The organism is Pseudoalteromonas sp. SiA1 (assembly GCF_018732205.1).
In the GTDB taxonomy this organism is placed as follows: domain Bacteria; phylum Pseudomonadota; class Gammaproteobacteria; order Enterobacterales; family Alteromonadaceae; genus Pseudoalteromonas; species Pseudoalteromonas tetraodonis.
The window spans coordinates 1,184,760-1,196,905 of record NZ_CP076084.1; the positions used below are offsets into that span (position 1 = coordinate 1,184,760).

Sequence of the window (12,146 nt, forward strand, 5' to 3'; positions counted from 1 at the left end):
CAGCACCCACAAAAAAGCCCGTTTAATACGGGCTTTTTAATGCGTGAAATAAAGTAAAAGCTAAAGCCCAACTAATTCCAATTGTTGTTCGCGAGGTAGGCTTTTAATAAGTGCGGCGGCTAATTGTTGCGTGCTTTTTACAGGAGGATTTAAGAAGTGATCAAACGATTGGGTAATACGGAACGTGGCCCCGCATTGTTTTGTATTAGTACACGAGCAATATAAATTAACAACATGGGCGCTTTGCTTTTCGCGTGATGTAATTGTTGCTTTAGCTTCGCAATTTGGACAAGTAACCCGCGCCATAATAACCACCCATCGTTAATAAAATACACTGTTATTATATACAGTGATTTTGTGTATAACAAATAAGCATTTACAAATAAGGCTAATATACCTAAAATAAATTAATTATCACTTAAGTGATAATTAATTTAGAGGGTTTAGTATGCAATATTTGTTTAAAGGGTCGCAAACACAAGAGCGATTAAACTATTTATTCGCCATGTGTAAAATTAAAAGCGACGACATAAAAGCCGCTGCAAGTGATCATCTAGTCAAAGGGCTAAGTAAAAATAACGCGGCACTATTAAATAACGTGCCCGCGCCAAATTTAACGCGGGCATTAAAAACCTTAAATACCTATGCTGAACTAGTCGAAAAAATTAAAGAGCACGATGCCGCGCACAGCCAATATTAAGTACTCGGCTCTAAATCAAAATTTAGCTGTAATTTACTGCCAATTTCAGGATCCCTTGCTACTTCATCACTCATTAATTTAATGAGCGGTTTAGTCTCATTTTTAAAATACATGGCATCGTATTTCGTCGGGTCGCCAAGACCTGCATTGTTAGCCGGAATAATCCCCGCCAAGCCCGGTGGAAAACGATGGGCGTTTAGTATATCTTGCGCCGATACGTTTTTAACGTTCATAAACTCGTCTTTACTTTCAAAATTACCCACAGGGATTATTTGTAAGCCTTTTTCTTTACCGTTGGGTATGTTTACAAACAACGAACGGAAGTTACCCACGCCCTTTGAATCTTGAATTTTTTCTTTTATATCGTCTTCAATATCTGGGTCTAAGTTAGGGTCGGTCGCGTACATAATAAAACCCATGTGCGCGCCGTTTAAAAAGTATTTGCGGCGGAACAAGGTCGCATCTTCATTTAATAACGTAGCTTGTAAACCGCCTAAGTAATCGGCCAAGCCATACACTTGCTGCACGGGGTCGTACTGGCGAACCCAAATAATGTCGCGCTTTTTATATTTTTTAACTTGGCTATTACGCTCAAGCACTACCGCGCCACCATCACCGCCAACACGGGTACGGTAACTAGGCAGTGGGAACAGCCTTACAATTTGCCCAAAGCCATTACGTATTTTTAATAGTGCCACATCGCCAAATTGCACCAGGTTTAAAAAGCCCGCTTGTACTTGCTGCGCACTCATACCACCATTAATAAAACGGCTAGCGGCCATGTTTGCACGGCTTTGCACTATGCCGCCGTGCTGGGCGTTACGCCGTGTAAGGTTTGCTAATAAATGGCGGTCTACTGGTGGTTCCCAATACTGGTCGGTATCGTTATAAAATAGCGAGTCGTAATCGGTTAGCCACATGTCGGGCATTACTTGCTCAGGCAAGCCAAACACAACGGGCGCATTTTGTTTATTTTGTTGATCGTGCGGCTGGTCAGTTAACTGCTCAGCGTTTTGGTCTAATTCTGCATGGTCCATCGTGATTTTCTCTTATGTGCATGGTTAAGGGGTTCGTTAATAACAGCGTGGCTAATAGCAAAAAATACGTCTGCATGGCCTATGGTGTTATCGCGGCTGGCTTTAAAGGTTATGGCACCGCCCGACTCGGTACTGGTGCGGCGTATTGAAAGGCAGCTCATAGCAATATCTTTATGGGATGCATCCCATTCAAGTCGGCCACCTTCAATCAGGTCGATCATTTTAAGTACTAAGCGGGTTTTACTGCCTACGCTGTAATGTATGGCGGTGGCTTCACGCGGGTAAAGTGTGCTTATTGAGTCAAACACCCCAGCGCCTATGCCCGTGGTATCTACACCAATATAAGTAACGCGGTATTTGGCATAAATTTTTTGAATTTCGCTCACGTGGTGCGAAAAGTTCATCCCGCGCCAATAGTGCTTTTCAAGTATTCTAAATTTTTCGCCCGCTATTTCAGGTGGGGCAACCACTACCAGTGCGGCGTTATCGCGGGTGCGTGATGGGTCGTAACCTAACCACACTTCGCGGTTACCAAAAGGTTGTACTGCATTGGGTTTGTGATCTTGCCAGCGGGTGGCATCAACCATGGCTTTTTCAAGGTCGCTGAATTTAAATATACTGTCGGCATCGTCCACAAATATGCACATAAACAGGTTATTAAAATCATCGGCGTTGTATTCATCGCGCAGTTCTTCAATGTCGAATAGGTCACAGCCACCGCGCTGGGCGTCTTCAATGGTAACTACATAGCGCCATTGTTTATCGGGGCACAGCCTGCCGTTATCGCGTAATTCATCAAAGCTGGGGAACTCAATTTCTTCGCGTTCGGCGCGGCCTTGGCGCCAGTGATCACCCGTCCAAAATGTATAAGCAGGGTGGGCTTTGGTCGACGGGGTTGAAAAATACGTTTTACGCCACTTTTTATGCGTGGCCATGGCACTGGCTAATTTGTTTAGCTCGTTAAACTTACCAATCCAAAAGTATTCATCTACATAAACATGGCCGTGGTAACTTTGCGCGGTTTTGCTGTTGGTACTTAAAAACCGTAATTCGGCATCACCGTGGGCAGTGTGCAAAGTAATGGGGTTACCGGTGAGCTCTATTTCAAAAAATTCTTGCGCAATGGCAATTATATAACTGCGAAACACCTCAGCCTGTGCGCGACTCGCAGAGAGGAATATTTGCGGGTCGCCACTTAATACCGCATCTTTAAACGCTTCACCCGCAAAATAATAAGTAGCCCCAATTTGGCGGCTTTTTAAAATATTACGAATACGCTGATGCAAGTTTTCGTGCATGGTTTTTTGGTATTCAAATAACGAGTCGTACCAGGTGCCAAAGTCTTCAGCGGTTAAATGGCTAACATCGTTTTTACGCTTACGGCCTTTGCTTTTTTTGCTGTCGGTACCGCTGCTGCTTTTATTGTTTGACTGTTTTGTTCCGTGGGGTTGCTCTGCCTGCGCTGCTCTTTCTTGCTGGGCGCGCTGTTTTTTAAGCTTCACATGCTTTTCTATCAGCATGTCGAGCTCTTTAATTTGGTTACCTGTTTTATCGCTTACATCGGTAAGTATTAAAATACGCCGTGCAATGGCTTCGTCTACGTCTTCTTCGCGCAGCATATCGCGCCAATTGTATTTATCGGCCCAATAGTAAATAACACGGTTGTTTGGTAACGCCAGTTCCGCGCGTATTTCGTCGGGGGTGTGGTGGCGCAAATAAAGCCGTTTTGCTGCTTCGCGTATTTCCGGTGAATAAGCCATTACGTGGTATAAGTCGCTCATAAAATTAATAACTAGCCACAGTGTATTGGTTTACAATAAGCTTATAACCGCATAAAAACCCTCATGTTTCCTAAAACCCCAATCTAGGAATTACCAAAAAGCTAACCAATGTATTCAGCCTTTTTTTATAGCTATGCTGCGTTTAAATATTAAGTAACGCTGGGCTAAGTAATGGCAAAACAATCAGGTTGGGTAATAGCAGCAACAGAAGGCGCAACAGTAGACGGGCGAACCATTTCAAAAGAGTGGATCACTCAAATGGCTGCATCGTATTCGGTTGATGAATACACCGCGCTTATTTGGCCTGAGCATTTTCGTTCAAGTTGGGGCCCAAGCGAGGGTAAAAACTGGGGCACTGTTGACGAAGTAAAGGCTGCTAAACAAGGTGGCAAATTACGCCTGTTTGTAAAAATTACCGCTAACGATTACCTACTAGCTGCCAATAAAGACGGCCAAAAGCTGTTTATGTCTATCGAGCCAAACCCCGATTACAAAAGCGAAGGGCGCTGCTACTTACAAGGCCTTGCTGTTACCGACTCGCCAGCCAGTTCTGGCACCAGCCGCTTAAAATTCTCTATTGGTGATAATGAAGCCGATCACGAATATAGCCAACTCGAAACGCTACAACACAGTGACTTTATTACCACCAATAGCGAACCAAACAACCCCACGCCAAGCGATAAACAATCAAAATTTATGAATTTGTTTGCCCAAATGGCAAGTCTATTTTCTACCGATCAGCAGTCAGTTGATCCCCAAGAGCCACTCACCGAGGAAGAACCCATGAACAAAGAACAGTTTGATGCCGTAATGGGCAAGTTTGACGGATTAGATGCCAAGGTGACCGACCTTGAAACTAAATTCAGCAAGCCACCAAAAGCCGAAGAAACCCCGCCAGTTGAAGAGCCAAAAGACTACGAGCCTGAAAGCGATAAAACCGCAGCAGGCGTAACCGCTGAGCAGTTTAGCCAGTTAATGGAAAAAATGGACGGCTTTAGTAAAAAGGTAGACGGCATAGAAACCAAATTTAATGTCCTTAGCGAAGAGCAAGGCGGCCAAGAGCCCGACCCAGTAGGCGGCGAAACAATAGACCTGGTTTAACCAAGCGCTTAACCACGTTTACCTTTATTAATGCATAACAGAGCGAGATAACGCATGCAATTAAATCAAATAGCCGCTGGGTTTTTAAAACAATACTCAACGCAACTAGCTAAAACATTCGGTGTTGAAGACGTAACTAAACAGTTTGCAGTAACAGCACCAATGGAAACCAAACTACGTTCCGCGCTTTTAGAGTCGGTCGAGTTCCTGCGCATGATCACCACCATGCCAGTCGATCAACTAAGTGGCCAAGTAGTAAAAGTAGGTAACTACGGTATTGCGACAGGTCGTAAAGCCGGTGGCCGTTTTACATCAGGTCAAGGCGTTGATGGCTTTAAATATCAGTTAACAGAAACCGATTCATGTTCAGCGCTTACATGGGCGCTGTTATCTGCATGGGGTAATGCCGGTAACCAAAATGAGTTCATGAAAAAAATGAACGACAACGCAACGCACCGTTTTGCACTCGATATGCTGCGCGTTGGTTTTAATGGTACATCAATCGCCCCTACATCAGACCCAGTAGCAAACCCATTGGGCGAAGATGTAAACAAAGGCTGGCATCAAATCGTTAAAGAAAATGCGGCAGACCAAATTGTAACTGACCCTATTTACTTTAACCCAGACGCAACCGAAGCGCTTAAAGATGGCGAATACAAAACATTAGACGCCATTGTTACCGAGCTTAAAAATACGCTTATTCATCCGTCATTACGTAACGACCCACGCTTAGTTGTATTGGTTGGTAGTGACTTAACGGCCACTGCACAAACCAAGCTAATGAACCAAGCTGACAAGCCAAGCGAACGCGTGGCCGCTCAGCAAATGGATAAAAACATTGGCGGTATGCGCGCCTACACACCGCCGTTCTTCCCAGGTAAACGCATTGTAGTAACGATGCTAAGCAACTTGCATATTTATACGCAGCGCGGCACATCACATCGTAAGTCTGAAAATGTTGAAGACCGTAAGCAGTACGAAGACAAGTACTGGCGTAACGAAGGCTACGCAATTGAAGAGTTTGAAGCGTACGCCGCAATCGACGAAGCCAACATGAACATTGGCGCAGCACCAGCCGCTTAAGCGCGATTGGTAAACGCATTGCTAGGCTAGCCGCCTAGCAATTAACCCATTTATAAAAGGTAAGCGCCATGAGTGCCATTGCTAATTTTAAAAAACGCCGCCTAGCTGAAAAAGCCAAGCAAAATGCGGTGGCTGAAACAGGTAAAAAGCTTGTTGATACGATGAAAGGTTTGGCTGATGAAGCCAAAGAAACCACCGCGCTTAAATTACTAGCGCAGCTACTAGGTTGCGATGAATCAAAAGCCATTGAAACCGCGCAACAATACGTTGACCAAAACATTAAACACTTTGATTTAGGTTTTGATCCCGCCGCACCAGGTGAAGACAAAACCGCTGTTGCTGAAGTCACCCTTGATGAAAGCGGCAACATTGAAAACATTGATGTTTCAAACGTTGAAGATGCAACCGACGAGCTAAACGAAAGCATTAACACCGCAAGCAATGCCGCAGGCGACATTGAAAACGCCGCAGATAAAGCAAGTGACGCTGCCAGCGATTTAGCCTACCAAGCCGACGACATTAACGCCGCAAATAGCGACTTAAAAGACACGGTTGAAGAGCTAAAAAAGCCGTCGGTGGCGCAAGAATCCTCCAGTTCAAAGAGCAAAACCAAGCAAAAAAACAGCTCGAAAAAGTAAGCCTAACAGGCAAAGGGCAATACGCCCCAAGCCTGCACTTACAGCTTATTGAATTAGAAGACGACTTAAAACGCTTAAAAAGCTATGTAACCCGCGCCGACAAAATCACCCACAAACGTGATGTGTTATTGCCAAAGTGGTTACCCATTGTTGAAGACTATTTAGCAAAAAAAGGAACGCAAAATGAAGACAACCCGATTTATGCATATTGCACTATTTGGCTGTTTGACATTGGCAACTTCGCTCGCGGTATTGAGTTTGGTTTCAGAGCCATTGAGCTTAACCAGCCCATGGCTAGCAGCATTCGCCGTAAGTGGCCTGGTTTTATTGCCGACACTGTTTTTGACTGGGCAAGCACCCAAGCAGAAAAAGGCAACAGCATTGAGCCTTATTTTGGCCAAGTGTTCAGCAAGGTTGCGAACCATTGGAAATTACCTGAGCAAGTTACGGCTAAGTACTACAAGTTTGCGGGCCTTGCGTTACTGCGCAGCAAAAACGGCGACGTTTCGCCATCGCATGTGGGCGACGTGCAACGCTTACAGCAAGCCGATGGCTACTTAGCCAAAGCCGCCGAGCTACATAAACACGCACAAGTTAAAACAGTAAGAAACAAAATAGCCATGAGATTAAGAGCCATTGCCGAGCTAAACGCCCAGTAATAGCCAAAGCTCCAAACCCTCCAGTGCACTAGCCGAGCGTTTAACGGGCGACCGTTAATAACTGCGTCGACGCTAACTGCACTGAACCCAAATTGAATAGGTATGTGGTATGTCATTTGGATACGAAGCAACAGCACAAAACAGCATTGAAATAGATGCTCAAAGCGGCTGGCCAGCGTTAAGCACTGGCGAGTTTCGTGATCATCGCCGTATACCTGAGTTTTATGAAGAAACCGTAATAGCCGACTCATTAAACCGCAGCGCATTAGAAGTTCAACAACAGCTAAGTAACTATTTAATGAAACAAGCAGACACGGACGTCACTTTTACGCTTGTTAATGGTGTGCCTAACTTTAATGATAAGCAGCAAAGTGTTTACCGTGGTGCCGTGTATGCCCGTTCGCATGCCGATTTAATGGGGTATTTTTCAGCGGTTGACCAAAAAGACGCAGGCAACAACAAAGCCGATAGTGTTGATCAGCAAGATGCCATTTTAGCGCAGTCTAACCGCAGCATTCGTTTATTGCTTGGCCTTGGCCGCGCCGGAGTGCATACGCTATGAGCCAAACCATTACCCAATTACAGCAACTAACCGACTTTTTAAACACCAGTTTAAAAGGCGCAATTCACACCAACAACATAGATGCCTGGCAAGAACGCGGCACCTTAATAATAAGCGGTGAAGACAAAGGCCAAGACGGTTACCTAGTTGCTAAGTGGAAACACACCGGCGTAATTGCCATTGAAAAATTTCCGCATCGCAAAATTAACCCGTACAACTTGCTTGCTCTTATTGCTGCATTTTTAACAGACAGCAACTGGCCACGCGACGACTACGCCCTAGACGACCCTGAAATAGACATAGACGTAGTAAGCAAAGACAACGCCACCGTACTGATAGACGTGCAACTTCTTGACGACATAGAGCTAATACCCGCCGACAAAGGCCCTATTTTATTTAATGGCGCGCGTTATTACGTATCGCTAGCGCCAATTAGCATTGCCGAAGACGTAGACGTAAATATTAAGGGGCAATCATGAGCTTAGTGATCACCCCAAACAGCAAACAAGCATTAAGCGCTAAACAACAGTTGCAGCTACTGGCGTTACCACCGGCTAAACGCATTAGGCTATTAAAAAAATTAGGCCGCTTTGAGCGTAAGCTTGCGCGCCAACGCATACGCACACAAACCACGGTAGACGGTAAAAAGTTTGCAGGGCGCAGCGACGGTAAAAAAACCAAAGTGCTTAAACGTATGGGTAAAACATTAGAACCCTATGTAAAAGCTAGTAAGCGCTTAGAGCTTAAACATAAAAATTCATTTACGGGACGCATTGCAGCGCTACACCAAGAGGGTGGCACAGAGCGAATGACTGCCAGCCGCATGGTGCGTATTCATGGCAAACCAGATTACCAAGCGCCGTGTACCCGAAGCCAAGCAAAAGCGTTAGCAGCTGAGGGTTACAAAGTACGCAGGGCAAAAGGCAAAGGCTACCGCCGCGCCACTATTAAAGAAATTACAGGCAGCTTAACTCATGGCAAAGCCACATTAGTGTTAAGTGAGTTACGCGGCCAAAAAAGCCGTAAAAGCTGGCAAATACCGGTAAAAGCGCGACCGTTTTTAGGCGATACAACCACAAACGTACAGCGCGAACTGGCAACAATATTAAACCAACTCAATAAACGAGGATAAACACATGTCACTAGGTAAAGTGCAAGTTAACAATTTGAATTTAGGGCAAGGTGACATCCAAGGTGTTGAGCGACACTTCTTGTTTGTTGGCCGTGCAGGTTCGGTTGATGAAGAAAGCCAATTATTTAGCATTGGCGCTAAAACCGACTTAGAAAAAACCTTTGCAGACAGCCCACTGCGTGAGCAGCTCATTGCCGCGCAATTAAACGCTGGCCAAAACTGGACCGCGGCGGTTTACCCAATGGCCGAACAGGAAACCATTGTAGATGCCATTGACCGCGCTAACGAAGTACAAAGCTTTGAAATGGTAGTGGTATGTGCTGAGCAAACAGCAAGCGCAGAACTCACCGATATTCATGATCACCTAACATCATTGCAAGCCACATTAGGCCGTTTTGTATCGGCATTGGTTGCCGTGCCAGGTATTGATGTAGCCACGCAAACATGGCCCGCTTATGAAGCCGCAACCATTGCATTGCAAGCCGATATTGCCGCGCACTTAGTAGTACCTGTACCGCAATTACACGGTAATAACGTAGGCGTATTGGCTGGGCGATTATGTGACCGCAGCGTAAGCATTGCCGACAGCCCTATGCGCGTAGCCACTGGCAGTGTGTTAGGCCTAGGCGCGGCACCCGTTGACAGCGAAAACGAGCCGCTATCTCTTGCCACACTAGAAACCCTAGCAAATAAACGCATGAGTGTGCCGCAGTGGTACAGCGACTTTGAAGGAATTTATTGGAGTGACGCGCAAACGCTAGATGCCGCAGGCGGGGACTATCAATACCTTGAGCATTTACGCCCCGTGCATAAAGCCAGCCGAGAAGTGCGGGTGTTAGCTATTCGCCGTGTTGCAAACCGTATTCTTAACTCAACGCCAAACAGTATTGAGCTAAACAAGTCGTACTTTATGAAACCGCTGCGCGCTATGAGCAAAAGCACCACCATTTTAGGCACGCAGTTTCCGGGTGATATTAAGCCGCCAGTAGAGGGCGATGTAAATATTGTATGGACCACAAACAAAGCGGTGGTTATTTACTTGGTAGTTCGCCCTTACAACTCACCGAAAGAAATTACCGTCAACATCATGCTTGATTTAAGCAGCAACTAGGAGCACTAACCATGCGTTTATCTGGAATGAATTTTAACGTGAACTTGGGTGACATTATGGTCCAAGTTGACACGGCATCACTGGCTATTACTGACAATAGCGCCGTGAGCCAAACAAGTGGCGTGCCTGATGGTTTTGTTGATGGCGATGTAGCGGCCAGCGGTGAGCTGTCGGTTAACGCAAGTAACTTTGCGCTTATATCGGATGCGGCAAAAAGTGCAGGCGCTTGGCGCGCAATGGAACCGTTCGACATTATGTTTTATGCAAAAACCAGCAAAGACGAGCTAAAAGTAGAGGCGTTTGGTTGCCGCATTAAGCTAAGCGACATTTTAGACATAGACAAAAAAGGTGGCCAAGCCAGCCTGTTTAAAATTCCGTTTGATGTGACCGACCCCGACTTTGTAAAAATCAACGGTGTGCCGTACTTACGCGCCGAAGAAATTGAAAACATAGTGCAATAAAAGGCAGTTAGTAAATGGATGATCTAGACCACCTAGTAATTGCACAGGAACGCGCTGAAAAACGATTTACCGATCTGCGCTTAAAAGGACTTAACAACAGCCGCGTGATCAGTGCAACGGATTGCATTGATTGCGGCGACCCAATACCCAAAGCGCGGCAAAAAGCCATTAAAGGTGTGCAGCGCTGTGTACCGTGCCAATCGTTAAGCGAGTAGCAAAATGAACGAATTAAAAATCAGATTGATAGGCGAGTTAATAGAACGTGAGGGCGGTTATGTAAATGACCCAACCGATCGTGGTGGTGAAACCATGTACGGTATTACCAAAGCAGTTGCCCGTGATTTTGGCTTTACGTGTGCTATGCACGACTTGCCCTATCAAATTGCATTTTTAATTTACGAGCAACAGTACTGGACACCGCTAAAGCTTAGCGATGTTAGCAAATTGAGTGAAACACTGACCGTGCAGCTGTTTGATTTTGCGGTTAACTCAGGTGTGTTAAGTGCAGGCAAGGCACTTCAAAAAGCGCTAAATGTGCTTAACAAATGCCAAAGCCTTTACCCTGATTTAATCGTTGATGGCATAACCGGTAGCCGAACCATTAAAGCGTTAAATAGCTATGCTGCAGCGCGAAAAAATGACGGCTTAAATGTATTGATTGGTGCAGTAAGCGGTCAGCGAATTAGCTTATTTATCGATATTGCGGCCAATGATGAAAGCCAAGAAAAATACACCTACGGGTGGTTACACCGCGTAGTTAATTTATAAGGAGCTAGATAATGGAATGGAAAAAAATTGCAAACACAGTAGGCGGTATTGCTGGCGCAGTAGCTCCTTTATTAACTGGCCCTGTTGGTTTAGCGGTAAGTATTGGTAGCCAAATAGCTGGCGCATTAGGCACAGAAAACACACCAGAAGCCGTGGCCGCTGAACTAAAAAACAACCCTGATGCAGCGCTTAAGTTGCAACAGTGGGCACACGAAGAACGTGAGCAAATACGCCAGGCTAATATTGAGCTGCAAAAAATTGCACTTGAAGAATACAAAGCGGATTTAAACGACCGCCAAAACGCACGAACTAACAATAAAGATCATTGGATGCCGTCAACGCTCACCATCTTACTGTTTGTTTTGTTCTCTGCGGTATTAGGTGCTTTGTTTTACGGCCCCGACATTGAGCGAAACCGTGACCTAATAGTGTATTTGGTTGGCAACTTGTTCGTGCTGCTAGCTAACGCCGCTGCATTTTGGTTAAGCGCTACTAAAAGCTCGAACGATAAAGACAAATTAATGAACCTGATGCAAAAAACGGCAGGGCAAGGAGCAGTTAAATGACCCAAGTAGCAACGTGGCTCATGGTTGCCATTGCATTTATTAGCTTAGTGCTAACCATATTAGTGCCGCTGTTAGTGAGCTTGTTTAATGCCCACAAAGCCACGGCCAAAGAGCTAAGCGACCATAAAACCCATGTGGCCGAAACCTACGCCACAAAAACCGATTTTGACAAATTAACCGATCGTATGGAAAGCCGTATGCGAGATGGATTTGAAACGTTACAAAAATTATTAACTACTCATTCTAAGGATTAACCCATGAAACAAGCAATTATATTAACCATCGCCGCTACTGATTTTACTTTCAACATGACAGTGCAAGATCACAGCGACTTTGTAGACTCGGTAGCGCGTGGCGGCTCTATGACCGCAGCGTCACACAATATGGTAATGCGCACCATTGCAGACGAGCAAAAGCCAGCGCTTAAAAAAGTACTTGAAGCGTCGCCAGGTTCTGAGCTGCAAATTGCATCAACGCTAAAAGCTGAGTTTTCACCAGTGCTGGAAATTGCCGTAAAAAAATAGAAGGGCTGATTGATTCAATCGAC

The 12,146-nt window shown here is 45.3% G+C and carries 18 protein-coding genes; 15 read left to right on the forward strand and 3 right to left on the reverse strand.

Annotation, left to right across the window (positions count from 1 at the left end; genetic code table 11):
* Nucleotides 1–60 precede the first annotated feature (60 nt).
* Nucleotides 61–306, reverse strand: coding sequence for an ogr/Delta-like zinc finger family protein (locus tag KK487_RS05515; protein ID WP_215522025.1), 246 nt, complete (start codon nucleotides 304–306; stop codon nucleotides 61–63).
* Between the two features lie 142 nt (nucleotides 307–448).
* On the opposite strand from KK487_RS05515, the gene KK487_RS05520 reads away from it, so the two are divergent.
* A complete protein-coding gene (locus tag KK487_RS05520) occupies nucleotides 449–700 on the forward strand; it encodes a hypothetical protein (RefSeq protein WP_193050150.1) in 252 nt (83 codons plus the stop codon).
* Here KK487_RS05520 and KK487_RS05525 read toward each other — a convergent pair.
* Entirely contained in the window at nucleotides 697–1,737 is a 1,041-nt protein-coding gene (locus KK487_RS05525; protein WP_215522026.1) for a phage portal protein, read from the reverse strand. The two genes, KK487_RS05520 and KK487_RS05525, sit on opposite strands and share 4 nt — an antisense overlap.
* A complete protein-coding gene (locus KK487_RS05530) occupies nucleotides 1,719–3,497 on the reverse strand; it encodes a terminase large subunit domain-containing protein (protein WP_215522124.1) in 1,779 nt (592 codons plus the stop codon). Before KK487_RS05530 ends, KK487_RS05525 begins: the two co-directional genes overlap by 19 nt.
* Before the next feature lie 192 nt (nucleotides 3,498–3,689).
* Here KK487_RS05530 and KK487_RS05535 point away from each other — a divergent pair, with 192 nt between their 5' ends.
* The 14 genes from KK487_RS05535 to KK487_RS05600 all read left to right on the forward strand — a co-directional run bounded on the left by KK487_RS05535 (nucleotide 3,690) and on the right by KK487_RS05600 (nucleotide 12,123).
* The gene (locus KK487_RS05535; RefSeq protein ID WP_215522027.1) at nucleotides 3,690–4,619 is read left to right on the forward strand and encodes a GPO family capsid scaffolding protein; all 930 of its coding nucleotides are present in this window, start codon (nucleotides 3,690–3,692) and stop codon (nucleotides 4,617–4,619) included.
* A 54-nt stretch (nucleotides 4,620–4,673) separates the two neighbouring features.
* Entirely contained in the window at nucleotides 4,674–5,702 is a 1,029-nt protein-coding gene (locus KK487_RS05540) for a phage major capsid protein, P2 family (protein WP_215522028.1), read from the forward strand.
* Between the two features lie 68 nt (nucleotides 5,703–5,770).
* Nucleotides 5,771–6,340 carry a hypothetical protein gene (locus KK487_RS05545; RefSeq protein ID WP_215522029.1) on the forward strand — a complete coding sequence of 190 codons (570 nt, stop codon included), beginning with the start codon at nucleotides 5,771–5,773 and terminating at the stop codon, nucleotides 6,338–6,340.
* Nucleotides 6,341–6,444: 104 nt separating this feature from the next.
* A complete protein-coding gene (gene gpM, locus KK487_RS05550) occupies nucleotides 6,445–6,999 on the forward strand; it encodes a phage terminase small subunit (protein WP_252190559.1) in 555 nt (184 codons plus the stop codon).
* A gap of 109 nt (nucleotides 7,000–7,108) precedes the next feature.
* A complete protein-coding gene (locus tag KK487_RS05555; RefSeq protein ID WP_215522030.1) occupies nucleotides 7,109–7,561 on the forward strand; it encodes a head completion/stabilization protein in 453 nt (150 codons plus the stop codon).
* Entirely contained in the window at nucleotides 7,558–8,040 is a 483-nt protein-coding gene (locus KK487_RS05560) for a phage tail protein (protein ID WP_215522031.1), read from the forward strand. The genes KK487_RS05555 and KK487_RS05560 overlap by 4 nt, the downstream gene beginning before the upstream one ends.
* On the forward strand, nucleotides 8,037–8,693 hold the full coding sequence (locus tag KK487_RS05565) for a phage virion morphogenesis family protein (protein WP_215522032.1): 657 nt from the start codon (nucleotides 8,037–8,039) through the stop codon (nucleotides 8,691–8,693). Before KK487_RS05560 ends, KK487_RS05565 begins: the two co-directional genes overlap by 4 nt.
* Before the next feature lie 4 nt (nucleotides 8,694–8,697).
* Nucleotides 8,698–9,804 carry a DUF2586 domain-containing protein gene (locus KK487_RS05570; RefSeq protein WP_215522033.1) on the forward strand — a complete coding sequence of 369 codons (1,107 nt, stop codon included), beginning with the start codon at nucleotides 8,698–8,700 and terminating at the stop codon, nucleotides 9,802–9,804.
* 11 nt (nucleotides 9,805–9,815) lie between these two features.
* The gene (locus KK487_RS05575; RefSeq protein ID WP_024601300.1) at nucleotides 9,816–10,265 is read left to right on the forward strand and encodes a phage protein; all 450 of its coding nucleotides are present in this window, start codon (nucleotides 9,816–9,818) and stop codon (nucleotides 10,263–10,265) included.
* Nucleotides 10,266–10,279: 14 nt separating this feature from the next.
* A complete protein-coding gene (locus tag KK487_RS05580; protein ID WP_215522034.1) occupies nucleotides 10,280–10,480 on the forward strand; it encodes a TraR/DksA C4-type zinc finger protein in 201 nt (66 codons plus the stop codon).
* Between the two features lie 4 nt (nucleotides 10,481–10,484).
* Nucleotides 10,485–11,033, forward strand: a complete 549-nt coding sequence (locus KK487_RS05585; protein ID WP_138571004.1) for a glycoside hydrolase family 108 protein — start codon at nucleotides 10,485–10,487, stop codon at nucleotides 11,031–11,033.
* Between the two features lie 11 nt (nucleotides 11,034–11,044).
* Nucleotides 11,045–11,599 carry a hypothetical protein gene (locus tag KK487_RS05590; RefSeq protein ID WP_138571005.1) on the forward strand — a complete coding sequence of 185 codons (555 nt, stop codon included), beginning with the start codon at nucleotides 11,045–11,047 and terminating at the stop codon, nucleotides 11,597–11,599.
* The gene (locus KK487_RS05595) at nucleotides 11,596–11,853 is read left to right on the forward strand and encodes a hypothetical protein (protein ID WP_024602998.1); all 258 of its coding nucleotides are present in this window, start codon (nucleotides 11,596–11,598) and stop codon (nucleotides 11,851–11,853) included. Before KK487_RS05590 ends, KK487_RS05595 begins: the two co-directional genes overlap by 4 nt.
* Nucleotides 11,854–11,856: 3 nt before the next feature.
* Nucleotides 11,857–12,123, forward strand: a complete 267-nt coding sequence (locus tag KK487_RS05600) for a putative phage tail assembly chaperone (RefSeq protein ID WP_215522035.1) — start codon at nucleotides 11,857–11,859, stop codon at nucleotides 12,121–12,123.
* Nucleotides 12,124–12,146: the final 23 nt, after the last annotated feature.

What these genes read in the sequence shown, in the direction of transcription:
- KK487_RS05515 (WP_215522025.1), bottom strand. Translation starts at nt 306, where the DNA reads ATGGCGCGGGTTACTTGTCCAAATTGCGAAGCTAAAGCAACAATTACA.
- KK487_RS05520 (WP_193050150.1), top strand. Translation starts at nt 449, where the DNA reads ATGCAATATTTGTTTAAAGGGTCGCAAACACAAGAGCGATTAAACTAT.
- KK487_RS05525 (WP_215522026.1), bottom strand. Translation starts at nt 1,737, where the DNA reads ATGGACCATGCAGAATTAGACCAAAACGCTGAGCAGTTAACTGACCAG.
- KK487_RS05530 (WP_215522124.1), bottom strand. Translation starts at nt 3,497, where the DNA reads ATGGCTTATTCACCGGAAATACGCGAAGCAGCAAAACGGCTTTATTTG.
- KK487_RS05535 (WP_215522027.1), top strand. Translation starts at nt 3,690, where the DNA reads ATGGCAAAACAATCAGGTTGGGTAATAGCAGCAACAGAAGGCGCAACA.
- KK487_RS05540 (WP_215522028.1), top strand. Translation starts at nt 4,674, where the DNA reads ATGCAATTAAATCAAATAGCCGCTGGGTTTTTAAAACAATACTCAACG.
- KK487_RS05545 (WP_215522029.1), top strand. Translation starts at nt 5,771, where the DNA reads ATGAGTGCCATTGCTAATTTTAAAAAACGCCGCCTAGCTGAAAAAGCC.
- KK487_RS05555 (WP_215522030.1), top strand. Translation starts at nt 7,109, where the DNA reads ATGTCATTTGGATACGAAGCAACAGCACAAAACAGCATTGAAATAGAT.
- KK487_RS05560 (WP_215522031.1), top strand. Translation starts at nt 7,558, where the DNA reads ATGAGCCAAACCATTACCCAATTACAGCAACTAACCGACTTTTTAAAC.
- KK487_RS05565 (WP_215522032.1), top strand. Translation starts at nt 8,037, where the DNA reads ATGAGCTTAGTGATCACCCCAAACAGCAAACAAGCATTAAGCGCTAAA.
- KK487_RS05570 (WP_215522033.1), top strand. Translation starts at nt 8,698, where the DNA reads ATGTCACTAGGTAAAGTGCAAGTTAACAATTTGAATTTAGGGCAAGGT.
- KK487_RS05575 (WP_024601300.1), top strand. Translation starts at nt 9,816, where the DNA reads ATGCGTTTATCTGGAATGAATTTTAACGTGAACTTGGGTGACATTATG.
- KK487_RS05580 (WP_215522034.1), top strand. Translation starts at nt 10,280, where the DNA reads ATGGATGATCTAGACCACCTAGTAATTGCACAGGAACGCGCTGAAAAA.
- KK487_RS05585 (WP_138571004.1), top strand. Translation starts at nt 10,485, where the DNA reads ATGAACGAATTAAAAATCAGATTGATAGGCGAGTTAATAGAACGTGAG.
- KK487_RS05590 (WP_138571005.1), top strand. Translation starts at nt 11,045, where the DNA reads ATGGAATGGAAAAAAATTGCAAACACAGTAGGCGGTATTGCTGGCGCA.
- KK487_RS05595 (WP_024602998.1), top strand. Translation starts at nt 11,596, where the DNA reads ATGACCCAAGTAGCAACGTGGCTCATGGTTGCCATTGCATTTATTAGC.
- KK487_RS05600 (WP_215522035.1), top strand. Translation starts at nt 11,857, where the DNA reads ATGAAACAAGCAATTATATTAACCATCGCCGCTACTGATTTTACTTTC.